The organism is Streptomyces odontotermitis (genome assembly GCF_050510915.1).
GTDB lineage: Bacteria > Actinomycetota > Actinomycetes > Streptomycetales > Streptomycetaceae > Streptomyces.
The window spans coordinates 1095789-1121155 of the sequence record NZ_JBNJLS010000001.1; the positions used below are offsets into that span (position 1 = coordinate 1095789).

Annotated in this window: 20 protein-coding genes and 2 tRNA genes; 9 read left to right on the forward strand and 13 right to left on the reverse strand. The window is 70.2% G+C overall.

All coding sequences use genetic code 11. The features are described from left to right. The first annotated feature begins 23 nt into the window (after positions 1-23). Positions 24-683, forward strand: coding sequence for a hypothetical protein (locus ACQB60_RS05005; RefSeq protein ID WP_496924546.1), 660 nt, complete (start codon positions 24-26; stop codon positions 681-683). Between the two features lie 140 nt (positions 684-823). Here the strand turns inward: ACQB60_RS05005 and ACQB60_RS05010 are convergent, their stop codons facing one another. After that, the gene (locus ACQB60_RS05010) at positions 824-3448 is read right to left on the reverse strand and encodes a valine--tRNA ligase (RefSeq protein WP_496924547.1); all 2625 of its coding nucleotides are present in this window, start codon (positions 3446-3448) and stop codon (positions 824-826) included. Between the two features lie 138 nt (positions 3449-3586). Between ACQB60_RS05010 and ACQB60_RS05015 the strand changes: the two genes are divergently transcribed. The 3 genes from ACQB60_RS05015 to ACQB60_RS05025 all read left to right on the forward strand — a co-directional run bounded on the left by ACQB60_RS05015 (position 3587) and on the right by ACQB60_RS05025 (position 6741). Next, entirely contained in the window at positions 3587-4537 is a 951-nt protein-coding gene (locus tag ACQB60_RS05015; protein WP_496924548.1) for a hypothetical protein, read from the forward strand. A 184-nt stretch (positions 4538-4721) separates the two neighbouring features. Further along, positions 4722-5699 carry a hypothetical protein gene (locus ACQB60_RS05020; RefSeq protein WP_496924549.1) on the forward strand — a complete coding sequence of 326 codons (978 nt, stop codon included), beginning with the start codon at positions 4722-4724 and terminating at the stop codon, positions 5697-5699. Between the two features lie 64 nt (positions 5700-5763). Beyond that, positions 5764-6741, forward strand: coding sequence for a hypothetical protein (locus tag ACQB60_RS05025; RefSeq protein WP_496924550.1), 978 nt, complete (start codon positions 5764-5766; stop codon positions 6739-6741). 129 nt (positions 6742-6870) lie between these two features. On the opposite strand, the gene clpX is transcribed toward ACQB60_RS05025, so the two are convergent. The 5 genes from clpX to ACQB60_RS05050 form a co-directional block, all read right to left on the reverse strand. After that, on the reverse strand, positions 6871-8157 hold the full coding sequence (clpX, locus tag ACQB60_RS05030) for an ATP-dependent Clp protease ATP-binding subunit ClpX (protein WP_496924551.1): 1287 nt from the start codon (positions 8155-8157) through the stop codon (positions 6871-6873). 158 nt (positions 8158-8315) lie between these two features. Further along, positions 8316-9011 carry an ATP-dependent Clp protease proteolytic subunit gene (locus tag ACQB60_RS05035; protein ID WP_384851221.1) on the reverse strand — a complete coding sequence of 232 codons (696 nt, stop codon included), beginning with the start codon at positions 9009-9011 and terminating at the stop codon, positions 8316-8318. Positions 9012-9072: 61 nt separating this feature from the next. Next, positions 9073-9678: an ATP-dependent Clp protease proteolytic subunit gene (locus ACQB60_RS05040; RefSeq protein WP_496924782.1), complete on the reverse strand. Its 606-nt coding sequence runs from the start codon at positions 9676-9678 to the stop codon at positions 9073-9075. Positions 9679-10083: 405 nt separating this feature from the next. Continuing rightward, positions 10084-11463, reverse strand: coding sequence for a trigger factor (gene tig / locus ACQB60_RS05045; RefSeq protein ID WP_496924552.1), 1380 nt, complete (start codon positions 11461-11463; stop codon positions 10084-10086). 141 nt (positions 11464-11604) lie between these two features. Then, positions 11605-11681 (reverse strand) — tRNA-Pro (locus tag ACQB60_RS05050). A 175-nt stretch (positions 11682-11856) separates the two neighbouring features. Between ACQB60_RS05050 and ACQB60_RS05055 the strand changes: the two genes are divergently transcribed. Then, positions 11857-11927 (forward strand) — tRNA-Gly (locus ACQB60_RS05055). Positions 11928-11980: 53 nt separating this feature from the next. Here ACQB60_RS05055 and ACQB60_RS05060 read toward each other — a convergent pair. Beyond that, the gene (locus ACQB60_RS05060) at positions 11981-12175 is read right to left on the reverse strand and encodes a hypothetical protein (protein WP_384832077.1); all 195 of its coding nucleotides are present in this window, start codon (positions 12173-12175) and stop codon (positions 11981-11983) included. Between the two features lie 627 nt (positions 12176-12802). Between ACQB60_RS05060 and ACQB60_RS05065 the strand changes: the two genes are divergently transcribed. Then, entirely contained in the window at positions 12803-14047 is a 1245-nt protein-coding gene (locus ACQB60_RS05065) for an acyltransferase family protein (protein WP_496924553.1), read from the forward strand. A 7-nt stretch (positions 14048-14054) separates the two neighbouring features. Here the strand turns inward: ACQB60_RS05065 and ACQB60_RS05070 are convergent, their stop codons facing one another. From ACQB60_RS05070 to ACQB60_RS05080, 3 genes are all read right to left on the reverse strand, one after another. Then, complete coding sequence (locus ACQB60_RS05070) at positions 14055-14504, reverse strand: HD domain-containing protein (protein WP_496924554.1); 450 nt, start codon at positions 14502-14504, stop codon at positions 14055-14057. A gap of 153 nt (positions 14505-14657) precedes the next feature. Then, positions 14658-17120 carry an FtsX-like permease family protein gene (locus ACQB60_RS05075; protein WP_496924555.1) on the reverse strand — a complete coding sequence of 821 codons (2463 nt, stop codon included), beginning with the start codon at positions 17118-17120 and terminating at the stop codon, positions 14658-14660. A 112-nt stretch (positions 17121-17232) separates the two neighbouring features. Then, the gene (locus tag ACQB60_RS05080) at positions 17233-18078 is read right to left on the reverse strand and encodes an ABC transporter ATP-binding protein (RefSeq protein WP_496924556.1); all 846 of its coding nucleotides are present in this window, start codon (positions 18076-18078) and stop codon (positions 17233-17235) included. Between the two features lie 220 nt (positions 18079-18298). Between ACQB60_RS05080 and ACQB60_RS05085 the strand changes: the two genes are divergently transcribed. Next, a complete protein-coding gene (locus ACQB60_RS05085; protein ID WP_496924557.1) occupies positions 18299-19519 on the forward strand; it encodes a cation:proton antiporter in 1221 nt (406 codons plus the stop codon). Here ACQB60_RS05085 and ACQB60_RS05090 read toward each other — a convergent pair. Further along, the gene (locus ACQB60_RS05090; RefSeq protein ID WP_496924558.1) at positions 19500-20648 is read right to left on the reverse strand and encodes a PP2C family protein-serine/threonine phosphatase; all 1149 of its coding nucleotides are present in this window, start codon (positions 20646-20648) and stop codon (positions 19500-19502) included. The two genes, ACQB60_RS05085 and ACQB60_RS05090, sit on opposite strands and share 20 nt — an antisense overlap. Positions 20649-20822: 174 nt before the next feature. Here ACQB60_RS05090 and ACQB60_RS05095 point away from each other — a divergent pair, with 174 nt between their 5' ends. After that, complete coding sequence (locus tag ACQB60_RS05095; protein ID WP_496924559.1) at positions 20823-22088, forward strand: GNAT family N-acetyltransferase; 1266 nt, start codon at positions 20823-20825, stop codon at positions 22086-22088. 37 nt (positions 22089-22125) lie between these two features. Here ACQB60_RS05095 and ACQB60_RS05100 read toward each other — a convergent pair whose 3' ends face one another. Both ACQB60_RS05100 and ACQB60_RS05105 read right to left on the reverse strand, forming a co-directional pair. Further along, positions 22126-22959 carry an Fpg/Nei family DNA glycosylase gene (locus tag ACQB60_RS05100; RefSeq protein ID WP_496924560.1) on the reverse strand — a complete coding sequence of 278 codons (834 nt, stop codon included), beginning with the start codon at positions 22957-22959 and terminating at the stop codon, positions 22126-22128. A 200-nt stretch (positions 22960-23159) separates the two neighbouring features. Next, positions 23160-23645 carry a ribose-5-phosphate isomerase gene (locus ACQB60_RS05105; RefSeq protein WP_496924561.1) on the reverse strand — a complete coding sequence of 162 codons (486 nt, stop codon included), beginning with the start codon at positions 23643-23645 and terminating at the stop codon, positions 23160-23162. Between the two features lie 191 nt (positions 23646-23836). Between ACQB60_RS05105 and ACQB60_RS05110 the strand changes: the two genes are divergently transcribed. After that, entirely contained in the window at positions 23837-25315 is a 1479-nt protein-coding gene (locus tag ACQB60_RS05110; protein ID WP_496924562.1) for an amino acid permease, read from the forward strand. Positions 25316-25367: the final 52 nt, after the last annotated feature.

Genomic DNA, 25367 nt, shown 5'->3' on the forward strand with positions numbered 1-25367 from the left:
CGCCCCGGGGGTCTCATCGGACCATGTGGTATGCCCAGAACCCCGGCCGCCGGACCCGTCAGATCCTCGGTGACGCCGCCGTCCTGATCTGGACCGCTCTATGGTGTGCCGCCGCGCTCACCGCGTACCGGCTGGCCTGTCTCCTCACCCTCCCCCGAACCCTCCAGGAGCACCGCCTTCCCCTGCTCGGCGACCGCGTCGGCACCGCGCTGCGCGAGGTCGCCCGCGCCACCGGGCAGATCGACCCCGCCCTGGTGCGGGGCCTGGTCACGGCGGGCTCCCTCGCCCTCTTCCTGGTGCCCGTCGGCCTCGTCCTCGGCTCCTGGTTCCCGCGCCGGCTGCGCTGGCACCGCCAGGCCGTCGCCGCGCGGGAGCTCGCGGCCTGCGACGACGGCCGGGAACTCCTCGCCCTGCGCGCCCTGATGCGGCCCCTCGACGAGATGACCGTGCTCGCCGAGAGTCTCGGCGACACCCTCCCCGACCCCACCCCCGGCAGCCTCGCCGAGGGCTGGCGCAGCGGCGACCCGGAGACCCTCGACGCCCTGGCCGACGCGGAGCTGGAGCGGCTCGGGCTCGCACTCGAACACGAGCCGCACACGGAGGTGCCGGAGGAAGCGGACGCCGGGCCCGTGGAGCTGATCTCTCAGGGGGAGCGGGTCGAGCCGCCCGTACCCACCGTCTGAACACACGCCGACACGGCGAAGGCGCCCGGAACCTCAGCGGTTCCGGGCGCCTTCGGTGTGCTCGGCGTGCTCGGCGTGCTCGGCGTGCTCGGCGTGCTCGGCGTGCGGCGTGCTCGGCGTGCTCGGCGTGCTCGGCGTGCTTACGCGGCGGGCAGCGCCGCCAGCTGGGCCTCGATGCGGGCGATGTCCTCGTCCGCCTTGGCGAGACGGCCGCGGATCTTGTCGACCACGTGGTCGGGGGCCTTGGCCAGGAACGCCTCGTTGCCGAGCTTCGCGTTGGCCTGGGCCTTCTCCTTCTCGGCGGCGGCCAGGTCCTTGGCGAGGCGCTTGCGCTCGGCGGCCACGTCGATCGTGCCCGACAGGTCGAGCGCGACCGTGGCGCCCGCGACCGGCAGGGTCGCCGTCGCCGCGAAGGCGTCGCCCTCCGGCTGGAGGCGCAGGAGCTGGCGGATGGCGGCCTCGTGGGCGGCGAGCGCCGTGCCCTCCAGGGTGAGCCGGGCCGGGACCTTCTGGCCGGGCTGCAGGCCCTGGTCGGCGCGGAACCGGCGGACCTCCGTGATCGCCTGCTGGAGCGCGGCGATCTCCTGCTCGGCGGCGGCGTCGCGGAAGCCGCTGTCGGTCGGCCAGTCCGCGATGACCACGGACTCACGGCCGGTCAGCGTCGTCCACAGCGTCTCCGTCACGAACGGGACGACCGGGTGGAGCAGGCGCAGCGTGACGTCCAGGACCTCGCCGAGGACGCGGCCGGAGACCTTCGCGGCCTCGCCGCCGCCCATGAACGTGGTCTTGGACAGCTCCACGTACCAGTCGAAGACCTCGTCCCACGCGAAGTGGAAGAGGGCGTCCGAGACCTTGGCGAACTGGTAGTCGTCGTAGAGCGCGTCGACCTCGGCCACCGTCGCGTTCAGGCGGGAGAGGATCCAGCGGTCGGTCGCGGACAGCCGCTCCGCGGGCGGGAGTTCGCCCTCCACCGTGGCGCCGTTCATCAGCGCGAAGCGCGTGGCGTTCCAGATCTTGTTGGTGAAGTTGCGCGAGCCCTGGACCCAGTCCTCGCCGATCGGCACGTCCACGCCGGGGTTGGCGCCGCGGGCGAGCGTGAAGCGCAGGGCGTCGCTGCCGTACTTGTCCATCCAGTCCAGGGGATTGACGGCGTTCCCGAAGGACTTCGACATCTTCTTGCCGAACTGGTCGCGGACCATGCCGTGCAGGGCGATGGTGTGGAACGGCGGGGTGCCGTCCATCGCGTACAGGCCGAACATCATCATCCGGGCGACCCAGAAGAAGAGGATGTCGTAGCCGGTGACCAGGACGGAGTTCGGATAGAACTTCGCGAGCGACTCGGTCTCCTCGGGCCACCCCAGGGTGGAGAACGGCCACAGCCCGGACGAGAACCAGGTGTCGAGGACGTCGGTGTCCTGCTTCCAGCCCTCGCCGGTCGGCGGCTGCTCGTCGGGGCCGACGCAGACGACCTCACCGTTCGGCCCGTGCCACACGGGGATGCGGTGGCCCCACCACAACTGCCGCGAGATGCACCAGTCGTTGAGGTTGTCGACCCAGTCGAAGTAGCGCTTCTCCATCTCCTGGGGGTGGATCTTGACCTTGCCGTCGCGGACCGCGTCACCGGCGGCCTTCGCGAGCGGGCCGACCTTGACCCACCACTGCATCGACAGGCGCGGCTCGACGGTCGTCTTGCAGCGCGAGCAGTGGCCCACGGAGTGGGTGTAGGGGCGCTTCTCGGCGACGACGCGGCCCTCGGCGCGCAGGGCGCCGACGATGGCGGAACGCGCCTCGAGCCGGTCGAGGCCCTGGAACGGGCCGGGGGTGGTGATGACGGCGTGCTCGTCCATCACCGTGATCGCGGGCAGGTCGTGGCGCTGGCCGATCTCGAAGTCGTTCGGGTCGTGCGCCGGGGTGACCTTGACGCAGCCGGTGCCGAACTCGGGGTCGACGTGCTCGTCCGCGACGACCGGGATGGAGCGGTCGGTCAGCGGCAGCTTGATGAGCTTGCCGATGAGGTGCTTGTAGCGCTCGTCCTCGGGGTGGACGGCGATGGCGGTGTCGCCGAGCATCGTCTCCGCGCGCGTGGTGGCGACGACGACGGTCTCGTCCCCGTCCCCGTACTTCAGCGAGACGAGCTCACCGTCGTCGTCCTGGTACTCGACCTCGATGTCGGAGATGGCGGTCAGACAGCGCGGGCACCAGTTGATGATGCGCTCGGCGCGGTAGATCAGCTCGTCGTCGTAGAGCTTCTTGAAGATCGTCTGGACGGCCTGGGAGAGGCCCTCGTCCATGGTGAAGCGCTCGCGCGACCAGTCGACGCCGTCGCCGAGGCGCCGCATCTGCCCGCTGATCTGCCCGCCGGACTCGCCCTTCCACTTCCAGACGCGCTCGATGAACTCCTCGCGCCCCAGGTCGTGGCGGGACTTGCCCTCCTTGGCGAGCTCGCGCTCGACCACGTTCTGGGTGGCGATGCCGGCGTGGTCCATGCCGGGCTGCCAGAGCACCTCGAAGCCCTGCATGCGCTTGCGGCGGGTGAGGGCGTCGATGAGCGTGTGCTCGAAGGCGTGGCCCAGGTGCAGGGACCCCGTCACGTTCGGCGGCGGGATGACGATCGTGTACGGCGGCTTCTCGCTCTTCGCGTCGGCGGCGAAGTAGCCCCGGTCTACCCAGCGCTCGTACAGCGTCCCCTCTACGTCGGCCGGCGTGTACTGGGTCGGCAGTTCGGGAGTGGTCGCTGGATTCTGCTGCTGAGTGTTCTCGGTCACGGGGTCAGTTTAGAGGTGTGCGGGACCCGTGCCGAAACCGGAATCCGCGGTAACGCTTGGGCTCCGCGGCCCCCACGCGGCGCGAGGTTCGGTCAGGATGTCCGGTACACATCAGCAATCCCAGGGGGACCCCTCACTATGAGCTACAACCAGCCCGGCCCGTACGACGGCCAGCCCCAGCAGCCCGGCCCGTACGGCGGCCAGCAGCCGCAGCAGCCAGGCCCCTACGGGCAGCAGCCGCAGGCCCCGTACGGCCAGCCGCCCCAGGCCCCGTACGGCCAGCCGCCGCAGACCCCGCCGCCCGGCTACGGCTACCCGCAGCAGGGCCAGCCCGGCGGCTACAGCCAGCCCCAGCAGCCGGGCCCCTACGGGCAGCAGCCGCAGGCCCCGTACGGGCAGGTGCCGCCGCCTCCGCCGGGTGGTGGGGGCGGCAAGAAGACGGGGCTCGTCATCGGCGCGGTCGTGCTCGTGGCGGCGCTCGGGGTGGGCGGGTACTTCGTCTTCGGCAAGGACGACGGCGGCGGCAACGGCTCGGTCAAGGACGACGGCCCGCACAAGCTGGTGGCTCCCGCCTCGGTGGCCGGGTACACGAAGGACTCGTCCTCCGCCGGCGACGACGGCCCGCTGGGCGACGCCGACTCGGAGAAGGCCGCGAAGATCGGCATCAAGGGCGCCACGAAGGTGTCGGGAGAGTACAAGTCCGACCGGAAGGCCCTGAACTTCAGCGGCTTCTACGGGAAGATCAGCGACCCGAACAAGACCATCGACGGCGCCTTCGGCCTCGCCCACGAGAGCTCCAAGGACACCGGTGACAACGCCGGCGGCAAGGAGTCGGTCGTGTGGGAGGGGAGCCCCTCGGAGGTCTCTCCGGCCGGTCTCGACGGCGCCCTCATGAAGTGCCAGACGGCCAAGGTCACCGAGGGCAGCGCCACGGTCACGTTCCCCCTGTGCATGTGGGCCGACAACAGCACATTCGGAATGGTCATGAACATCGACCAGGCGGCGTTCGTGAAGGGCGGCGGTCCGTCGACCGACGACGTCGCGGCGCTCGCGGCCAAGCTGCGCAAGGCGGCACGGGTCAAGGCGTAACGCCCGCGCAGGCGTAAACAGCCATGAAGGCCCCGAAGCAGAGCGCTTCGGGGCCTTCGTACGTCAGTCCTCTGGCACAGCCCATCAACAACTCCGCATCGATCCACCCCGGCGACCCCACGCCCACCGGCCATCGGTCAGGATGTCTGAAACAGATAAGCGTTCGAGGGGAACGGATCCCGCAATGAGCTACAACCAGCCGGGCCCGTACGGTGGGCAGCCTCCTCAGCAGCCCGGCCCGTACGGCGGCCAGCCGCAGCAGCCGGGCCCCTACGGCCAGCCGCCGCAGGCTCCCCAGCCCGGCTACGGCTTCCCGCAGCAGCCCGGCCAGCCCGGCCCCTACGGGCAGCAGCCCCAGGCCCCCTACGGCCAAGCCCCCTACGGCCAGGTCCCCCCGCCCCCGCAGGGAGGCGGGAACGGCAAGAAGACCGGCATCATCATCGGCACCGTGGTCGCGCTGGTGGCCGTCGGCGTCGGCGTCTTCTTCCTCACCAAGGGCGGCGACGACGACAAGGGCGGCAAGGGCGGCGGCTCGTCCGTGGCCGACGGCGGCGGTGGCGGAGGCGGCGGGACCGGCGTGACGGACGACGGCCCGCACAAGCTCACGACCCCCGAGACCGTCCTCAGCGAGTACAAGAAGGACAGCGGCGCGAGCGGCGGTGGCGGCTTCACCGACGACGACCTCAAGGACGCCGAGAAGGCGGGCGTGCTGAACCCCACGTCAGTCAACGCCGGTTACCAGGCGGGCGACAAGAGCAACCCGCTGTCGGCCAAGGCCCTTCAGTTCATGGGCGTGTACGGCAAGATCGCCGACCCGGCCAAGACCGTCGACGGCATGTTCGCCAAGCTGAAGGAAGACTCCGCGAAGGACACCAACGGGTCCAGCACCGGTGAACTGACCGGCAGCCCCGAGGACTTCAGCACCAAGGAGGCGGCGCTGAAGTGCCAGGAGTCCGTCTTCAAGAACAACTCCCCGTCCAGCGGCGCCGCGAGCGGCCCGAAGGAGATTCGCATGCCGGTCTGCATCTGGGCGGACCACAGCACGCTCGGCATCGCGGTCCCGGTCGAGATGGCGGACGCCATGGCGGGCAAGAGCCCGTCCCTCGACGACGCCTCGGACACCGCCCTCAAGCTCCGCAAGGAAGTCCGCGTCAAGCTCTGACACCTCTGACGCACCGGACACCTCTGACGCTCCAGCACCACGACCCCCGGAGGGGACACACCCAATGAGCTACAACCAGCCGGGCCCGTACGGCGGCCAGCCCCAGCAGCCCGGACCCTACGGCCAGCAGCCCCAGCAGCCGGGCCCCTACGGCCAGCAGCCCCAGGCCCCCCAGCCCGGCTACGGCTACCCCCAGCAGGCCCCCCAGGGCGTCCCGCCCCAGCAGCCCCCCTACGGCCAGGGCCAGCCCCAGCAGGGCTACGGCTTCCCCCAACAGCCCGGCCAGCCCGGCCCCTACGGACAGCAGCCCCAGGCCCCTTACGGCCAGGTCCCGCCCCCGCCCCAGGGCGGTGGCAGCGGCAAGAAGACCGGCCTCATCATCGGCGCGGTCGCGGTGGTCGCGGCGATCGCGGTGGGCGGCTACTTCCTCTTCGGCAAGAGCGACGGCGGCGGCTCCGCGGCCGTGAAGGACGACGGACCGCACAAGCTCACGACGCCCGCGACCGTCGTCGACGGCGAGTACAAGAAGGACGAGGGCGGCGGCGGCATGGGCAGCATCAACGCCGCCAAGGCGGAGAAGGCCGGGGTGAAGAACGCCAAGGACGTCTCGGCCAACTACAAGGGCGGCGACGAGTCGAACCCCATGTCGCAGAAGCAGATCAACTTCGGCGGCGTCTACGGCGACATCGACGACCCCGAGAGCGTCGTCGACGCCATGTTCGCCAACGCCGAGAAGGAGCAGGCCAAGGGCAGCTCGAAGGTCACGATGGTCGGCAGCCCGAAGGAGTACAACCCCGCCGAGCTCGACGGCGCCGTCATGAAGTGCCAGGAGATGAAGGTCGCCATGGGCTCCACCGGCGGCACCGACACCGGCACGCCCAAGGAGATGTCGGCCGCGACCTGCATCTGGGGCGACCACAGCACCATCGGCTTCACGGTCGGCGTAGACGTGGCCTCCGCCATGGCGGGCAAGAGCGCGGACCTGGACACCGCCGCGACCAACACGGCCAAGCTCCGCAAGGAATCCCGCGTCAAGCTCTGAGCCGTCCGAACCGTAAGCGCCCCGAGGCGGGGCACCCAAGCGGCTTCGCACACGAAGAGGGGCGCCCGGCGAGTAACTCGCCGGGCGCCCCTCTCAGTTGGCGTGCCGTGTGCGGCAACCTCCGTGCCGCTACGCCGACTTCTGTTCGCCGCTGCCCGAGCCGCGGGAGTCGCGGGGGACCAGGGTCGGGTTCACGTTCGAGTGGACGACGTCCGCCGTGATGACGACGCGGGCGACGTCCTTGCGGGACGGGACCTCGTACATCACCGACTGGAGGACCTCCTCCATGATGGCGCGCAGGCCGCGGGCGCCCGTCTGGCGGAGGATCGCCTGGTCCGCGATGGCCTCGAGGGCGCCGCGCTCGAAGTCCAGCTCCACACCGTCGAGTTCGAAGAGGCGCTGGTACTGCTTGACCAGTGCGTTGCGGGGCTCGACCAGGATCTGGAGGAGCGCTTCGCGGTCCAGGTTGTGGACGCTGGTGATGACCGGGAGGCGGCCGATGAACTCCGGGATCATCCCGAACTTCACCAGGTCCTCCGGCATGATGTCCTCGAAGCGGTCCTTCTCCTCCAGCTCGCGCTTGGAGTGGATGGTGGCGCCGAAGCCGATGCCCTTCGCGCCCGCCCGCGACTCGATGATCTTCTCCAGGCCCGCGAACGCGCCGCCCACGATGAAGAGGACGTTGGTCGTGTCGATCTGGATGAACTCCTGGTGCGGGTGCTTGCGGCCGCCCTGCGGCGGGACCGAGGCGGTCGTGCCTTCCAGGATCTTCAGCAATGCCTGCTGGACGCCTTCGCCCGATACGTCGCGCGTGATCGACGGGTTCTCGGACTTGCGAGCCACCTTGTCGATCTCGTCGATGTAGATGATGCCCGTCTCGGCCTTCTTGACGTCGTAGTCGGCGGCCTGGATGAGCTTCAGGAGGATGTTCTCGACGTCCTCGCCCACATAGCCCGCCTCCGTCAGCGCCGTCGCGTCGGCGATGGCGAACGGGACGTTCAGCATGCGGGCCAGGGTCTGGGCGAGGAGAGTCTTGCCGGAGCCCGTCGGGCCGAGCAGCAGGATGTTGGACTTGGAGAGCTCGATCGCGTCGTCACGACCCTGCGCGCCGCCGTTCTCGCCGGCCTGGACGCGCTTGTAGTGGTTGTAGACCGCTACCGAGAGGGCCTTCTTCGCCGGCTCCTGGCCGACGACGTAGCCCTCCAGGAACTCGTAGATCTCGCGGGGCTTGGGCAGTTCCTCCCAGCGGACCTCGCTCGTCTCCGCGAGCTCTTCCTCGATGATCTCGTTGCAGAGATCGATGCACTCATCGCAGATGTACACACCGGGGCCTGCGATGAGCTTCTTGACCTGCTTCTGACTCTTCCCGCAGAACGAGCACTTGAGCAGATCGCCGCCGTCACCGATGCGTGCCACGGTGTGCTTCCCCTTCGCCTGGGAGACGCCCTTGGTCCAGCGGCTCCTGGTGCCTTGTATCCGACGGTACCTTGCCGGGCCCCCCGTTCGGGCCCCCCTTGGCACGGTTCACTTCGCCGAGGAACCGCGCCAAGGGAAACGCAGATGCTACTGCGCGCTCAAGCGACCGAGGAGTTGTTCATCTTCCGGGTGGAGATGATCTGGTCGATCAGGCCGTACGACAGCGCGTCCTCGGCCGTGAGGATCTTGTCGCGCTCGATGTCGTCGCGGATCTTCTCGATCGGGGTCGTGGAGTGCTTGGCCAGCAGTTCTTCCAGCTGAGCACGCATGCGGAGGATCTCGTTCGCCGCGATCTCCAGGTCGGAGACCTGGCCGCGGCCGGTCTCGCTGTACGGCTGGTGGATCAGGACGCGGGCGTTCGGCAGCGCCATGCGCTTGCCCGGCGTACCGGCCGCGAGGAGCACGGCGGCGGCCGAGGCGGCCTGGCCCATGCAGACCGTCTGCACGTCCGGCTTCACGAACTGCATCGTGTCGTAGATGGCCGTGAGGGCGGTGAAGGAGCCGCCCGGGCTGTTGATGTAGACCGAGATGTCACGGTCGGGGTCCATCGACTCCAGGCACAGGAGCTGCGCCATGACGTCGTTGGCGGAGGCGTCGTCGATCTGGACGCCCAGGAAGATCACGCGCTCCTCGAAGAGCTTCGCGTACGGGTCGTACTCGCGCACGCCCTGCGAGGTGCGCTCGACGAAGCGCGGGATCACGTAGCGGGACTCGGCGCTCGGACCGGTGTACTGGCCGGCGGCCTGCTCGGCGCGCATCCGGTCGTAGAGGCCGCTGCCGGGGAAGTCGTTCACTGTGTCTCCTGAAGATGGGCTGAGGTCGGCTTCGGGGCTCGGAACAGGTCGGGCAGACCCGTCAGGCTCCGGTGCCGCCGCCGCCCGGCATTCCGGCCGCCGTCGGCATGATGTCGTCGATGAGGCCGTACTGCTTGGCCTCCTCCGGGTCGAACCAGCGGTCGCGGTCGGAGTCGTGCGTGATCTGCTCCACCGACTGACCGGTGTGGAACGCCGTGAGCTCGGCCATCCGCTTCTTCGTGTGCAGCAGCCGCTCCGCGTGGATCTTGATGTCCGAGGCGGAACCGGCGAGGCCCGCGGAGGGCTGGTGGATGAGGATCTCGGCGTTCGGCAGCGCGAAGCGCTTGCCGGGGGTGCCGGCGCTGAGCAGGAACTGGCCCATGGAGGCGGCCATGCCCATCGCGATCGTCACCACGTCGTTCTTGATGTACTGCATGGTGTCGTAGATCGCCATGCCAGCAGTGATCGAGCCGCCGGGGCTGTTGATGTAGAGGTAGATGTCCTTGTCCGGGTCGGAGGCAAGGAGCAGCAGCTGCGCGGTGATCTTGTTCGCGATGTCGTCGTCGACCGGCTGGCCGAGGAAGATGATCCGCTCGTTGAGCAGCCGGTTGTAGACCTGGTCGCCGAGGCCACCACCGATGGAAGGCTCGCCGGCGGCGGAGGGCATCAGATTCGTCACGTATCCACCTGCTCGTCTTACGACGGCGCCGGGCCGTCTCACGTCTTCTGGGGGGCGGGGTCGCTGCGCGCTCGCTGCGCTGTGCGGTTGCGGGACTCCCCTGCCCTCGTATTCATGGACCCTAACGCTTGGCTCCCGCCGGGGAATCCCGCTAGGGGAACTGTTCGCTGTGAGCGCAGGTAGCTCCCGCTGGGGGCTGCGGACTTGGGTGCCCCGCCGGGGCGGTGCCCTGACCGCGGCAGACGCGTCTGCCGGATTTCGCCACGGCGGCCCCTGCGGATCGCCGCCGGCCGGTCGCGCAGTTCCCCGCGCCCCTGCAGGGCGCCCCGGCGACACGACGGCCCCCGGGACGTGGTGTCCCGGGGGCCGTCGTGGGTGCTGCGGATGCCGAGATCAGCTCTCGGTCTTCTCCTCGGCGGCGTCGGCCGACGCGGCCTCGACGGTCTCGGCCGTCTCGTCCTCGTCGTCCTCGAGGTCGACGATCTCGCCGTTGGTGTCCTTCACGGTCGCGGCCTCGACGACGACGGCGAGCGCCTTGCCGCGGGCGACCTCGCCGACCAGCATCGGGACCTGGCCGCCCTCGACGACGGCCTGGGCGAACTGGTCGGGGGACATGCCGGAGGACTGGGCGCGGCGCATGAGGTGCTCGGTGAGCTCCTCCTGGCTGACGTTCAGCTTCTCCTTGTTGACGAGCTCGTCCAGGACGAACTGCGTCTTGATGCCCTTGACCGCCTGCTCGCCGGTCTCGGCGTCGAACTCTTCCTCGGTCTTGCCCTGGATCTCCAGGTACTTCGCGAGGTCGAGGCCCATCTGGCCGAGCTGGTGGTGCTCGAGGTTGTGCTTGCGGGTCTGGATCTCGTCCGCGAGGAGCTTCTCGGGGACGGGGACCTCGACCAGCTCGAGCAGCTTCTCCAGGACGCGCTCCTGGGCCTGCGTGGCCTGGTCGTACTGCTTCATGTTCTCGAGGCGCTTGCGGCTGTCGGCCTTCAGCTCGTCGAGGGTGTCGAACTCGGAGGCGAGCTGCGCGAAGTCGTCGTCGAGCTCCGGCAGTTCGCGCTTGGCGACCTGCGTGACCTTGACGGTGATCTCGGCGTCCTTGCCCTCGGCGGAGCCGCCCTTGAGCTGCGAGGTGAAGGTGGCCTCGCCACCGGCCTCGACGCCCTTCACGGCGTCGTCGATGCCGTCGAGCAGCTCGCCGGAGCCGATGGTGTAGGAGACGCCGGACGCGACGCCGTCCTCCAGGACCTCGCCCTCGACCTTGGCCTCCAGGTCGATCGTCACGACGTCGCCGTCCTCGGCGGCACGCTCGACCGGGGAGGTGGAGGCGAAGCGCCCGCGCAGCTCCTCGACGGCCTTGTCGACGTCCTCGTCGCTGACCTCGACCGCGTCGACCTCGACCTCGATGCCGGAGTAGTCCGGGATCTCGATCGCGGGACGGATGTCGACCTCAGCGGTGAAGTTGAGGGTCTCGTTGTCCTTCAGCTCGGTGATGTCCACCTCGGGCTGGCCCAGGACGTTGAGCTCGGCCTCGTTGACCGCTTCGGTGTAGAACTTCGGAAGCGCGTCGTTGACGGCCTCCTCCAGGACGGCACCGCGGCCGAACCGCTGGTCGATGACGCGCGCAGGGATCTTGCCCTTGCGGAAGCCCTTCACCGTGACCTGCTGGTTGATCTTCTTGTACGCCGCGTCGAGGCTGTCCTTGAGCTCCTCGAAGGGCACCTCAACAGTGAGCCGAACCCGGGTCGGGTTCAGGGTCTCCACGGCGCTCTTCACGGTTCGGTCTCCTTGGTGGGCTGACTTCTGGGTTTCTGCCCGGTTGAGAGACACACGGGCACGCAGCTTGCATAGTAACGGCAAGCGGGAGTCGACCCACAATGCGATCTTGTGCGGAGCCGCACGGAGAAGAAGAGCAGGTGGTCGGGGTGGCGGGATTTGAACCCACGGCCTTCCGCTCCCAAAGCGGACGCGCTACCAAGCTGCGCCACACCCCGTCGGTGCGACACGTAGGGTACATGCCCCCAGGCAGTGCGGCTCCCGCAATAAACCCGGAGATCGCGCGGAGATCCTGCGGAGCGGGACGGGGTGTGCGGGCAGGGGGTGCGACCCGCTACGATGCTTGCCGTACCGCGCTCGCTGACCAGCAGCGACCGGCGGTGCACTCTGTGTGCGGGCGTAGCTCAATGGTAGAGCCCTAGTCTTCCAAACTAGCTACGCGGGTTCGATTCCCGTCGCCCGCTCTGTGGCCTCCGGCCCGGACCGCCGAGCTCAGCGGTCCGGGCCGGAGGCGTTTTCAGAAGCTGATCCCGTTGATCGTCTCCGCCACGGAGTTGAGGAACCTGTTTATCTCCGGGGCCATGCCCGTCGACGCCAGGAAGAAGCCGAAGAGCACGGCGACTATCGCCGGCCCCCACTTGAGCGACCCCCCGCGGATCAGCACCACAAGGATGATCGCCAACAGCAGTACCACTGACAGCGAAATGGCCACACTGATCACACCCTAGGTCGGTCGCTTCCCGGCCCGGGGGGTACGACCCCGCACACCCCCGCCAGGTCCATCGTGCCACCAACGGGCGTGTCCTATGCGGCTGGTGACGCATCGTCGGCCACCCTGGCGCGGACCTGCCGCGTCCGCTCCGCATTTGCGGCCCGCGAGCGAGGGAATTCGGCGTGATCGTTTCCATGGGCACACAGGTCGCACACAGAGATTGTTCGCCGTAAATTCGAATTGCCGCCGGGGACACATCGCACGGTGCGCCGATGCCCGTAACCCGCTTAATGAATCGGACATTTCACCAGAGTCGCCCGCGGGCGTTATGCGCCATTTAAGCGGGATGAGTTGCGACCTAAGGGACATTTTTCAGGCGATGAGGCACCGATGGGTGGTCATGATCGGCACCCCATTGCTTTGTGGATCGCTATGTCGACACCACGGATTCGGGGGTACTCGCACTCAAAGCACGGGCATTACACGGAATTGAGTGACGGGTGAGATGAAGGTTTTACGAAAGCACCCGGGCGACGCTAGGGTGCCTCAGATGTTCCACGCTGCCACGACCCCCGCAAGCGCAGTGCGGTCACGGATCGTCTCCCCCAGCTCCTGGTGGGAGGGCCTGTGACGAACTCGGTGCACCCGCACGGCCGCCACCGGGCGCCGCTCCCTCCGGCGCAGCCCGCGTCCGGAGTGCCGAGCCCGCGCCCCCCACACGCCCCCGAATCCGCTTACTCCCCCGGTTCCACGGCCACTTCGACGGCCGGCTCCACGGCGACCGCCACCGCTCCCCCGGTCGCCCCCTCCGCGCAGGGCGCCCCCCACGCCAAGCCCGCGAAGCAGCGCGACTCGTTCTTCGACAATGCGAAATATCTGGCCATCGTCCTTGTGGCGATGGGTCATTCATGGGAGCCGCTGACCGACCACAGCCGCGCCGCCGAGGCGCTGTACATGGTCGTCTACACGTTCCACATGCCGGCGTTCATCATCATCTCCGGCTACTTCTCGCGCAGTTTCGACATGCGGCCGGACCGGCTGAAGCGGCTCGTCACGGGCATCGCCGTGCCGTACGTCATCTTCGAGGTCGCGTACACCTTCTTCAAGCGGTGGGCCGACGACGACCCGACGCAGCCGATCAGCCTGCTCGACCCCTGGTACCTCACCTGGTTCCTGGTCGCGCTGTTCGTGTGGCGGCTGACCACTCCCCTGTGGAAGCTGGTGCGCTGGCCGGTGCCGATCGCGCTCGGCATCGCCGTCCTCGCCGTGATCTCCCCGGACATCGGCGACGACCTCGACCTGCAGCGCGTCCTGCAGTTCATGCCGTTCTTCGTGCTCGGCCTCTTCATGAAGCCCGAGCATTTCCAGCTCGTACGGCGTCGCGAGGTGCGGATCCTGTCCGTGCCGATCTTCGCCTGCGCGGTGCTGCTCGCCTACTGGGCGGGGCCGCGGATGACGTCGGTGTGGTTCTACCGGCGGGACAGCGCCCAGGAGTTGGGCGTGCCGTGGTGGGTCGGTGTCGTGATGACCCTCGCGCTCTTCGGCTGCTCGCTCGTCCTCACCGCGTGCTTCTTCGCGTGGGTGCCGCGGCGGAAGATGTGGTTCACGGTCCTCGGCGCGGGCACGCTGTACGGCTACCTGCTGCACGGGTTCATCGCGAAGGGGTCCCGCTTCTGGGGCTGGTTCGACGACTACGAGTGGCTGCACAAGCCGTACGGCGAGGTCTTCGTGACCCTTGTCGCGGCGGGCGTCGTGACCGCGCTGTGCACGCCGCCGGTGCAGCGGATGTTCCGGTTCGCGATGGAGCCGAAGATGGAGTGGGCGTTCAAGCGGGACGCGGCCGCGCTCGCGCGGGAGCGGGCCAGGTCGTAGCTCCTTCTCACAGCCCCAACAGGGCGCGCATGTGGGCGTACTTCGCCTGCAGGCGCGCCCTTGTCGGTTCGTCGAGGACCGCGAGGCGGGCCGGGTCCGCGTTGTGGGCCAGGTCCGCTTCCTTGACCAGGCGGGCGCCGGGGGTGGCGAGGATGCGGGAGGCGTAGGTCTCGGGGGGTTCGCCCTTGCGCTTGGTGAGGGCGCGGACGATGTCCTTCGTGCGGTGCGGCAGGGGGGCGTCGTGCAGCCACTGTTCCGTGAGGGCGTTGTCCTCGAGGGAGTCGTGGAGCCAGGCCGCTGCGATCTGCTCCTCCGTGCCGCCCCTTTGCCTGACTCCTTCGGCCACTGCCTGGAGGTGCTCTGTGTAGGGGCGGCCCGCCTTGTCCGTCTGGCCCTCGTGGGCCCTGCGGGCGAGGGCTTCGATGTCAGGGAGGGGGAGGTGGGGGCTCGGGTTCATGCGGGGATTCTTTCCCCAAGCCCGCCCCTTCCCGAAATCCCCGGCTCCGCCGGGCCCCAGGGCGCCGCCCTGGGGCTTCGCCCCTTACCCCCTGTCGGCGCTTCGCGCCTCGTCCTCAAGCACCGGACGGGCTGAAGGGGCCCCGGAGCGGGCTCAGTTGTTCTTCAGCGCCGCCCTTGCCGGAATGACCGTCGCCGCCAGGCCCAGCGCCAGCGCCGTGCCCGCGAACGAGGCGTAGACGAACGGGGGGATGTACGGGTTCTCGCCCGTCAGGCCCCTCATCATCGGGATCAGGGTCGCCAGGGCGATCGCCGTGCCCAGGATGATGCCCGCGCCCGCCACGAGGAGGGCCTCCCAGCGGACCATGCTCAGGACCTGGGCGCGGGTCGAGCCGATGAGGCGGAGGGTGCCGAGTTCGCGGCGGCGGTCGAGGACCGTCATCACCAGGGTGTTGACGGCGGCCACGGCCGCGAAGCCGCCCAGCACGGCCGCCATCGTGGTGTTCGCCCAGGCGTTGAGCTCGCGGTCCAGGGACTGTGCCGTGGTGTAGTCGGCGCGGTTCTGGATCGTGGTCCCGGGGGCCAGGGAGGTCAGGGCGTGGGGGGTGCCGCCCTTGGTCCAGAGTTCCGCGTCGAAGGGGGACGTCACGTGCTGCCTCAACGCCGTTGCGGGGAGCGTCACTTGGGAGAGGCCGAGGCCGCGGCCGTAGGTGGCCACGATCTTCGGGGACGCCTTCGTGCCGTCGGGGAGGCGGAGTTCGAGGCGGTCGCCCGTCTTCACGTGGGCCGCGCGGGCGAGGTTCGCGTCGACGGCGATCTCGTTCCTGCCCAGGGTGAGGGTGCCCGTCTCGACGGACAGGTCCTGGACCTGGGCGAGGTCGCGGGGCGAGCCGGTGATGCCCTGGGCCGTCGCCGACTCCAGCCGGCGGTCGCCGCCCGAGCCCGCCGGGACGAGGACCGAGGTCTTGAGGATGCCGACCGCGGCGTCCACGCCGGGGGCCTTGGCCGCGCGGGACCGGGCGTCGGGGGCCAGGCCCGCGCCCGACGCGGACGTGACGATGTGGTCCGCCGTGATGCCGTCGCGCTGCTGGTCCGCCGCCACCTTGTCCTCGCTGGTGTGCATGAAGACCAGGACGGAGGAGAAGGCCATCGCCAGGACGATGGGGGTGATCGCGGAGGCCAGACGGCGGGCGTTCGTACGGGAGTTGGCGGCCGCGAGCGACGCGGACGCGCCCGCGCCGCGCAACGGGAGGCCGAAGAGGGCCGCGCAGCCGCGGGCCACCAGGGGGCCGAGCAGCGCGACGGCGAGCATGAACAGCATGACGACGCCGAGCGCCGCGTTGGCCGCGTCCTCACCGGTGGTGGTGGCGGCCAGGCGGGCGCAGACGATGCCGCCGACCGTCGCCGCGACGCCCAGCGGGGTGCGGATCCAGCCGAGGGGCAGCCGCTCCACGGACGCCTCCGTCAGGGCCTGGCCCGGCTTGATGCGGGAGGCGCGGCGGGCGGCCATGTACCCGGCGGCGAGGGCCGTGAGCATGGCGGTGCCGACCGCCGTGACGAGGGGGATCCAGGAGACGGAGAGGTCCACCGACTCGGGGACCGCACCCTTGTCCTGGAGCTGGCCGAACCACCAACCGGCCAGGGCGATTCCGGGCAGGCAGCCGATCGCGCCCGCGAGCGGGGCGACGAGGAGGGCCTCGGTGGCGATGGAGCGGCGGATCTGCCGCGGGGTGGTGCCGATGGCGCGCAGCAGCGCGAACTCGCGGGCGCGCTGGCCGACGGAGAGCGCGACGGTGCCCGCGGCGGTGAAGACGGCGACCATCGTGGCGATGCCGCCGAAGGAGCCGCCGAGGCCGGTGAGCAGCTCCTTCGCCTCGGCGAGCTGCGCGTCCTCGACGCTGCCCCGGTCGTCACCGGTGTGCACCTTGGCCTTGCCGCCGAGCGCGTGCGCGACCTGCGACTTCAGCTGGGCGTCGGTGACGCCGTCCCTGGGCAGGACGGCGATGGCGTCGATGCGGCCGGGGTGCCCTGACATCCGTACGGCCTCGGCGTCGGTGAACCAGGCGGTGGGGGCGCCCTGTTGGGCGACCGTCCCGGAGACGCGGAAGGTGCGGGGGCCGTCGGCCGTGGTGAGCGTGGTGCGGTCGCCGACCTCGGCGCCGGGGGTGGCGAGGACGACCTCGCCGGAGTGCGGGGCCCGGCCCGCCGTGAGGTGCTCGCCGGTGAAGGCGGTGGAGCCCCAGCCGTGCGCGGTCACGGCGGTCCTTGCGGACTGCACGGGGAACGTCAGATCGGGTACGGCGCTGCGCGCGCCGGGCACCGAAGCGGCCTTCGCCACCAGGGAGTCGTCCAGGCGGGCGCGGTCGGGGACGAGGGCGCCGTTGTCGCTGCGGTCGTCGCCGCCGCCGGTGACGAAGTGGGACTGCTGGTCGGCGGCGGCCACGACGGAGGCGTGTGCGTAGCGCTCCGGGGGCACGGTGGCGCGCAGGCCGGTCTCCAGGAGGATGCCGCACGCCGAGACGATCATCGCGGCCATCATCAGGGCGACGAACGTGCCCACGAAGGCCGCGGGCTTGAACCTGACCGCTGCGCGAGCCAGGCCGTTGGGGGCGAGCATGCGTTCCTCCGGGAACTCGGGTGAGAGGTGTGGGTGGGTGTGCGCGCGGTTCCGTGTACGCGCGGTTCCTGTGCTCGCGGTTCCGTGTGCGCGCAGTTGCCCGCGCCCCTGATTACGCTGCCGCCGCCGCGTACGCAGGAGCCGTCAGGGTCGTCATGCGCGTCGCGATCCGGTCCGCCGACGCGCGCTCCAGGTGATCCACGATCGAGCCGTCCGCCAGGAACAGGACCCGGTCCGCGTATGTCGCCGCCGTGGGGTCGTGGGTGACCATGACCACCGTGGCGCCCAGCGAGTCGACCGCCGAGCGGAGAAGTCCGAGGATCTCGGCGGCCGTTGTGGTGTCCAGGGCGCCGGTCGGTTCGTCCGCGAAGACCACGTCCGGCTGCGTGACCAGGGCGCGGGCGATCGCGACGCGCTGCTGCTGACCGCCGGAGAGCTGGCCGGGGCGGCGGCGCCCCTTGTCGGCGAGGCCGACGCGGGCGAGCATCTCGGCGGCCGCGCGCCGGTCGGGGCGGCGGCCCGCGAGGCGCATCGGCAGGAGCACGTTCTGCTCGACCGTGAGCGAGGGCAGCAGGTTGAAGGACTGGAAGACGAAGCCGAGGCGGGTGCGGCGCAGGGCGGTCAGCTTGTTCTCGCCCATCGACGTGATGTCGGTGCCGCCCAGGCGGACGGTGCCCGACGTCGGCCGGTCCAGGCCCGCCGCGCACTGCAGGAACGTGGACTTGCCGGAGCCCGAGGGGCCCATCACCGCGGTGAAGCTGCCGCGCGGGAGCGTCAGGTCGATGCCCGCGAGGGCGTGCACGGCGCCGGAGCCGCGGCCGTACTGGCGGCGCACACCGTGGAGTTCGACGGCCCAGTCGCCCTGCGGCGCGTGGCCGTGCGACTCGTGGCCGAGCGGCGTGCCGAGGGTCGGCACCGCGTCCTTTGCCGCCCTGTTCTTCTTCCGCCGCAGTCCCATGACCTGTCCGCCTCTCCGTACGAATTCGACCTCTTGAACGTACGGAGCGGGGGGCGCCGCGGACCATGACGGCTTCCGGCGGATCCGGGGTAGGGCAAACCCCACCCCATCCCCTGAGGAAACCTTTTGGTAAGCTAACTATTGACGCGTTCTTTACGACCCCTTGACTCTCTTGACTCTAAGGAGCGGGCCCATCGGACACGCAGACACCCTGATAGCCATGGGCGGCGCCTTTCTCGCCGCCGCAGTCCTCGCCCGCCTCGGCGGCCGCATCGGACTCCCCACGATCCCCCTGTTCATCCTGGCCGGGATCCTCCTCGGCCCCCACACCCCCGGCATCGTCCTGGTCGCCGACCCGCATGACCTGGAGATGCTCTCCGCGCTCGGCCTCGTGCTGCTGCTCTTCTACCTCGGCCTCGAGTTCCACATGGACGACCTCAAGGCGGGCGGGCGCAAGATGGCGCTCGCGGGCGGCACGTATCTCGCCCTGAACGTCGGCGCCGGCCTCGGTTTCGGATTCGCCCTCGGCTGGGGCACCTCCGAAGCTCTGGTCCTCGCCGGGGTGCTCGGCATCTCGTCGTCCGCGATCGTCACCAAGGTGCTGGTCGACACCGGGCGGCTCGGCAACCCCGAGACCAAGCCGATCCTCGGGATCATCGTCGTCGAGGACATCTTCCTGGCGCTGTACCTGGCGGCGCTGCAGCCCATCCTGTCCGGCGCCGACTCCCTGGCCGCCGCCGTGATGGACGGCGGCAAGGCGTTCGCCTTCCTCATCCTGCTCGCGCTCGCCGCGCGGTTCGGGACCCGGATCACGGACCGCCTCTTCTCCGTCAAGGACGACGAACTCCTCGTCATCTCCTTCCTGGGCGCGGCCGTGTTCGTTGCCGGAGTCTCGGAGTGGTTCGGGGTCGCGGACGCCATCGGCGCCTTCATGGTCGGTCTGATGCTGGGCAGCACGGCGTCCGGGGCGCGCATCCTGAAGCTGGTGCATCCGCTGCGCGACGCGTTCGGTGCGATCTTCTTCTTCGCGTTCGGGCTGTCCATCGATCCCGGGGACCTGCCCGTCGTGCTGTGGCCGGTGCTCGCCGCCGTCGCCGTGACGCTGCTCATGAACGTCCTCGCCGGAATCGGCGCCGCGCGCGTGTACGGCTTCGGGCGCGGGCCCGCCGCGAACATCTCCACCACCCTGCTGGCGCGCGGCGAGTTCGCGCTGATCCTCGCGACGATGGCGGCCGGTGCGGGACTCGACGAGCGGCTCTCGCCGTTCATCGCGGGCTATGTGCTGCTGCTCGCCGTGCTCGGACCGCTGGCGGCCGTGCGGTCGGAGTGGCTGGAACGGGTGCTGCCCGCGCGGCTGTTGCCCGCCCCGGTGACGGCGTCACAGGCAGCGGCGGAAGCGGCGGCGCACGAGCCCGTGGGGGTCACGCCTCCCGGCAGATGAGCAGCAGCGCCCTGTCGTCGTTGACGTCCTTGGCGACCGCCTCGATCAAGTGCCAGGCGGCGCCGTGGAATCCGCCCGCGACATAGCGGTCGGCCTCGCCGGTCAGCCGGTCGATGCCCTCCGTGATGTCGCGGTCGGACGTCTCGACGATGCCGTCCGTGAACAGCATCAGGACGTCGCCGGGGCGCAGCGAACCCTTCACCGGGTCGAACTGCGCCCCGTCGTAGACGCCGAGCAGCGGGCCCTCGGCCGCCTTCTCCTCCCAGCGGCCGCTGCCCGCGCTGAGGTGCAGGCCCGGCGGGTGGCCCGCCGAGAAGAGCTCGTAGTCGCCCGAGTCCAGGTCCAGGACCAGGTGGATGGAGGTGGCGAAACCTTCGTCCCAGTCCTGGCGCAGCAGATAGCCGTTGGCCGCCGGGAGGAAGGCGTGCGGCGGCAGCGAGCCGAGCAGGCCGCCGAAGGCCCCGGACAGCAGCAGGGCGCGCGAACCCGCGTCCATGCCCTTGCCGGAGACGTCCGTGAGGACGACCTCCACCGTGCGGCCGCCGTTCGTCCGCGCGGCCACCACGAAGTCGCCCGAGAACGACTGGCCGCCCGCCGGGCGCAGCGCCATCTCGCGGTGCCAGCCGCGCGGCAGCTTGGGCAGCTTGCTCTGCACCCGGATCCGCTCGCGCAGGTCGAAGAGCATCGTGCCGCCGCCCCGCCAGGGCACCCCGACCCTGCTGCGGAACTGCGCGATGAGCAGCCCGAAGAAGCCGCAGGCCGCGACCACCAGGACGATGCCGGGGGTGACCCGGGACGGGCCCTGGGTGTACGGGCCGAGCCGGACGGACTCCACGATCAGGGCCGCGGCCGCCGCCGCGTACAGGCCGAGCAGGCTGGCCGGGCGCAGCAGCAGCCCGCCCGCGACGATCGGCAGGACGAGGGCGGCCGGTGAGCACCACATCGAGTTCACGAGCGTGCAGCAGGTGATGACCGGGACCGTGAGGAGCAGACCGGCCAGGGCGACCCAGTCCGAGCCGTCGCCGCGGAAGTAGTCGACACCCGATTTGCGCAGCGCGACGCGGGCCCGGTGCATCCTCTTCTTGAACCGGGCCGTGAGCGTCTCCGCTTCCGCACGTCCACCTGCCATTGCTCGTGGACCCTATCCACCGGGCCAGGCGCTTCGCACGGGAGGTACCACTTGTCCCCCGTCAGGGGCACGGCCGTGGCCGGTTGTCGACGGGTGTGCGGGGCGGGTGCGGCGCTCTTCCGGAGCGCGGAAATCCTGTCGCTGCCTGCCGCCCGTCCCTGCTACTCATGGCATATGACGACAGATCTGAGGGTGCTGCGCGAGGCCGAGTGGGACACGTACTACGGGCTCCTGGAGCGTGCCTTCGGCGGGGTCACCGAGTCGCCCGAGGAGCGGCGCCTGTGGCGGGACCTCACCGAGTGCGAGCGGTCCCTCGCGGGCTGGGACGGCGAGGAGTGCGTGGCCACCGCCGGGGCGTTCAGCTTCCGGCTCAGCGTGCCCGGCGGCGCCCTCGTCGACGCGGCGGGCGTCACCATGGTGGGCGTCGCCGCCACCCACCGGCGGCGCGGGCTGCTCACCGCGATGATGCGCCGCCAGCTCGACGACGTGCGCGAGCGCGGCGAGAGCCTCGCGGTCCTCACCGCGTCCGAGCCCGTCATCTACGGCCGCTTCGGCTACGGCGCCGCCACCCAGCAGCTGCGCGCCGACATCGACACCACCCAGGTCCGGCTCACCGTCCCGGACGGCACCGACGAGGTGACGCTGCGGTACGCCGACCCCGCCGAGGTCCTCGACGCCTGCGAGGCGGTCTACGCCCGGCTGGTGCCGCAGCGCCCCGGCATGCTCGCCCGGCGCCCCGGCTGGGAGCAGCTCGGGCTCCTCGACCCGGAGAGCGAGCGGGGCGGGGCGTCGCCGCTGCAGTGCGTGGTCGCCGAGCGCTCCGGCTCCGGCTCCGCGGCCGGCTCCGGGGAGGTCGTCGGATACGCCCGCTTCCACGTCAAGCCCGAGTGGGACTACGCCGGCCCCAAGGGCGAGGTGCAGCTGTACGACCTGGAGGCGCTCGACCCGGCGGCGAACGCGGCGCTGTGGCGGTTCCTCTTCGACATCGACCTGACGTCGGTGCTCCAGGTGCGCAACCGCCCCGTGGACGACCCCTTCCTCCACCTCGTCACGGACGTGCGCCGCAGCCGACTGCGGGTGCGGGACTCCCTGTACGTACGTCTGGTGGACGTGGGCGCGGCCCTGGAGGCACGCACCTACCGGGCGCCCGTGGACGTCGTGCTGGACGTCACGGACGACTTCTGCCCCTGGAACAGCGGGCGTTGGCGGCTCACCGGCGACGCGAAGGGGGCGAGCTGCAAGCGGCTGCCGGACACGGACGGCACCCCGCCCGATCTCGCCCTGTCCGTACGGGAGTTGGGCTCCGCCTATCTGGGCGGCGTCTCACTGTCGGCGCTGGCCGGGGCCGGGCGGGTGCGGGAGCTGCGGCAGGGGGCGGTGGCGGAGGCGGCGCTGGCGTTCGGGGCGGATGTGGCGCCTTGGCTGCCGCACGGGTTCTAGAACGGTGTGAGTGAGAGCGGGGACTCCCCCGTTCAACTCACTTGCCCCGCTGGCACTTCGGGCACCAGAAGAGGTTGCGGGCCGCCAGGTCCGCCGTGCGGATCTCCGTGCCGCAGATGTGGCACGGGAGGTTCGCCCTGCGGTACACGTACACCTCGCCGCCGTGGTCGTCGACGCGCGGCGGGCGGCCCATGGCCTCGGGGGTGTGCTCGGGCCTGACCGTGTCGATGCGGTTGAGGCGCACGCCCTCGCGCATCAGCTCGACGAGGTCGGACCAGATCGCGTCCCACCGGTCCTCGGTGATGTCCCTGCCCAAGGTGTACGGGTCGATGCCGTGCCGGAACAGCACCTCGGCGCGGTAGACGTTGCCGACGCCCGCGATGACCTTCTGGTCCATGAGCAGGGCGGCGATGGTGGTGCGGCTGCGGGCGATGCGGCGGTACGCCTTCCCCGGGTCGTTCTCGCCGCTGCCCGGGTCCGTGGGGCGCAGCGGGTCCGGGCCCAGGCGGTCGTGTATCGCCTGCTTCTCGCCGTCCGTGATGAGGGCGCAGGTGGTGGGGCCGCGGAGGTCCGAGTAGTGGGCCTCGTTCGCGAGGCGGAGGCGGACGGTGTCCGTGGGGGGCGGGGCGGGGGCGTCGCCGAGGGCGTACTTGCCGAAGAGGCCGAGGTGGATGTGGACCCAGCCGGTCGCGGCGAAGCCGAGGAAGAGGTGCTTTCCGTGGGCTTCCGTGGTGGTGAGGGGCTGGCCGGTGAGGAGGGCGGCGCTGTCGGAGAACTTGCCTTGGGGGCTGGTTGCCGTGAGGGGGGCGCCGGTGGCGAAGCGGGTGCGGTGGTCCGCTGCGAGGCGGTGGATCGTGTGCCCCTCGGGCATGGTGCTCCTCTTGGTGTGCGGGGGGGGTGCCTCCGGCGGTTTCTTCCCCAGTCCCGCCCCTTCCCGAATACGGCGACTCCGTCGCCCCTGGGGTGCTCTTCCTGGGGCTTCGCCCCTAGACCCCCGTATCGGCGCTGAACGCGCCTCGTCCTCAAACGCCGGACGGGCTGAAATGCCCCAGCCCGTCCGGCGATTGACAGCTAGCTCTGCGGGTGGTGTGCCGGGATCTCCGGCAGCTCGCCCGTCTCCTCGTAGCGGCTCAGCATCTCGATGCGGCGCGTGTGGCGCTCCTCGCCCGAGTACGGGGTGTTGAGGAAGATCTCGACGAACTTCGTCGCGTCCGCCTCCGAGTGCATGCGGCCGCCGATCGAGATGACGTTCGCGTCGTTGTGCTCGCGGCCGAGCGCCGCCGTCTGCTCGCTCCAGGCCAGCGCCGCCCGTACGCCCTTGACCTTGTTCGCGGCGATCTGCTCGCCGTTGCCGGAGCCGCCGATCACGATGCCGAGGGACTCCGGGTCCGCCGCCGTCTTCTCCGCGGCGCGGAGGCAGAACGGGGGGTAGTCGTCCTGGGCGTCATAGATGTGGGGGCCGCAGTCGACGGGGTCGTGGCCCTGGGCCTTCAGCCATGCGACCAGGTGATTCTTCAGTTCGTAACCGGCGTGATCAGAGCCGAGGTAGACGCGCATGGCTCCGAGTGTGGCATGACCCACGCCGGGCAGGCGTATCCGGGGCCACATAGCAAGGAGGGGAAGCAGGGGGTGACGGGCGGGGGTGGGACCTTCGGCCTGAATACAACGATCCGGAGTCGGGACTTCCGTCCCGATCATCCCTGAGTTTGAATGCGGGGGCTCGTGACCGTGAACCTAAGGATTCGCCCATGACCTCGCAATCCTCCCTTGCGAAGGAAGACAGCCGCCCCAACGGCCCTGGGGATCCGCAGTCCGGCGGTGCCGGAACCGGCGGAGACGGACTAGGCAGCAATGACAGTGCCGGGCTGAAGGCCGGGCTCAAGAACCGTCATCTCTCCATGATCGCCATTGGTGGTGTCATCGGGGCGGGGCTCTTCGTCGGCTCCGGGTCCGGCATCGCCGCCGCCGGGCCCGCGATCCTCATCTCGTACGCCCTCGTCGGCACCATGGTCGTGCTGGTGATGCGGATGCTCGGGGAGATGGCCGCCGCACGGCCCGCCTCCGGCTCCTTCTCCACCTATGCCGATCAGGCCCTCGGGCGCTGGGCCGGGTTCTCCATCGGCTGGCTCTACTGGTTCTTCTGGGTCGTGGTGCTCGCCGTCGAGGCGACCGCCGGTGCCGTGATCCTGAACGGGTGGATACCCGCCGTGCCGCAGTGGGGCTGGGCCCTCATCGTGATGGTCGTGCTGACGGCGACCAACCTCGTGTCGGTCGGCTCCTACGGGGAGTTCGAGTTCTGGTTCGCGGGGATCAAGGTCGTCGCCATCGGGGCGTTCGTCGTCGTCGGGCTGCTCGCCGTCTTCGGTGTGCTGCCCGGGTCCGACAACCCCGGGGACGGGCTCGCGCATCTGACCGATGCCGGCGGGTTCTTCCCGAAGGGCGCGGGCGCCATCCTCACCGGTGTGCTCATGGTCGTCTTCTCGTTCATGGGCTCCGAGATCGTCACGCTCGCCGCCGGTGAGTCGGAGGACCCGCAGAAGGCGGTCACCAAGGCCACCAACAGCGTCATCTGGCGGATCGGCGTCTTCTACCTCGGCTCCATCTTCGTGGTGCTGACGCTGCTGCCGTGGAACGACAAGTCGATCACCAAGGACGGGTCGTACGTCGCCGCGCTGAACTCCATCGGGATCCCGCACGCCGGGCAGGTCATGAACGTCATCGTGCTGACCGCCGTGCTGTCCTGTCTCAACTCGGGGCTCTACACCGCCTCCCGCATGGCCTTCTCGCTCGGCCAGCGCGGGGACGCGCCGAAGGCGTTCGCGCGCACCACCTCGCGCGGTGTGCCGCAGGCCGCGATCCTCGGCTCCGTCGTCTTCGGCTTCCTCGCCGTCTGGTTCAACTACCAGTGGAAGGACACCGTCTTCGACTTCCTGCTCAACTCCTCGGGCGCGGTGGCCCTGTTCGTGTGGCTCATGATCTGCTTCACGCAGCTGCGCATGCGCGGCATGATCCTGCGCGAGTCGCCGGAGAAGCTGGTCGTGAAGATGTGGCTCTTCCCGTATCTGACGTGGGCGACGATCGCGATGATCTCGTTCGTGCTCTGCTACATGCTGACCGACGCCGCCAACCGCAAGCAGCTGCTGCTCTCGCTCCTGGTCGCGGCGATCGTGGTCGTCATCTCGCTGGTACGGGAGAAGATGCGCCCCCGCGTCACCGACGCCCCGTAAGGACGCTCTGCAGGAACACTCCGCAGGAACACCCCGTAAGAAAAGTTGACGG

What these genes read in the sequence shown, in the direction of transcription:
- ACQB60_RS05005 (WP_496924546.1), top strand. Translation starts at nt 24, where the DNA reads ATGTGGTATGCCCAGAACCCCGGCCGCCGGACCCGTCAGATCCTCGGT.
- ACQB60_RS05015 (WP_496924548.1), top strand. Translation starts at nt 3,587, where the DNA reads ATGAGCTACAACCAGCCCGGCCCGTACGACGGCCAGCCCCAGCAGCCC.
- ACQB60_RS05020 (WP_496924549.1), top strand. Translation starts at nt 4,722, where the DNA reads ATGAGCTACAACCAGCCGGGCCCGTACGGTGGGCAGCCTCCTCAGCAG.
- ACQB60_RS05025 (WP_496924550.1), top strand. Translation starts at nt 5,764, where the DNA reads ATGAGCTACAACCAGCCGGGCCCGTACGGCGGCCAGCCCCAGCAGCCC.
- ACQB60_RS05040 (WP_496924782.1), bottom strand. Translation starts at nt 9,678, where the DNA reads ATGCCCTCCGCCGCCGGCGAGCCTTCCATCGGTGGTGGCCTCGGCGAC.
- ACQB60_RS05070 (WP_496924554.1), bottom strand. Translation starts at nt 14,504, where the DNA reads ATGAACCCGAGCCCCCACCTCCCCCTCCCTGACATCGAAGCCCTCGCC.
- ACQB60_RS05075 (WP_496924555.1), bottom strand. Translation starts at nt 17,120, where the DNA reads ATGCTCGCCCCCAACGGCCTGGCTCGCGCAGCGGTCAGGTTCAAGCCC.
- ACQB60_RS05080 (WP_496924556.1), bottom strand. Translation starts at nt 18,078, where the DNA reads ATGGGACTGCGGCGGAAGAAGAACAGGGCGGCAAAGGACGCGGTGCCG.
- ACQB60_RS05085 (WP_496924557.1), top strand. Translation starts at nt 18,299, where the DNA reads ATGGGCGGCGCCTTTCTCGCCGCCGCAGTCCTCGCCCGCCTCGGCGGC.
- ACQB60_RS05090 (WP_496924558.1), bottom strand. Translation starts at nt 20,648, where the DNA reads ATGGCAGGTGGACGTGCGGAAGCGGAGACGCTCACGGCCCGGTTCAAG.
- ACQB60_RS05095 (WP_496924559.1), top strand. Translation starts at nt 20,823, where the DNA reads ATGACGACAGATCTGAGGGTGCTGCGCGAGGCCGAGTGGGACACGTAC.
- ACQB60_RS05100 (WP_496924560.1), bottom strand. Translation starts at nt 22,959, where the DNA reads ATGCCCGAGGGGCACACGATCCACCGCCTCGCAGCGGACCACCGCACC.
- ACQB60_RS05105 (WP_496924561.1), bottom strand. Translation starts at nt 23,645, where the DNA reads ATGCGCGTCTACCTCGGCTCTGATCACGCCGGTTACGAACTGAAGAAT.
- ACQB60_RS05110 (WP_496924562.1), top strand. Translation starts at nt 23,837, where the DNA reads ATGACCTCGCAATCCTCCCTTGCGAAGGAAGACAGCCGCCCCAACGGC.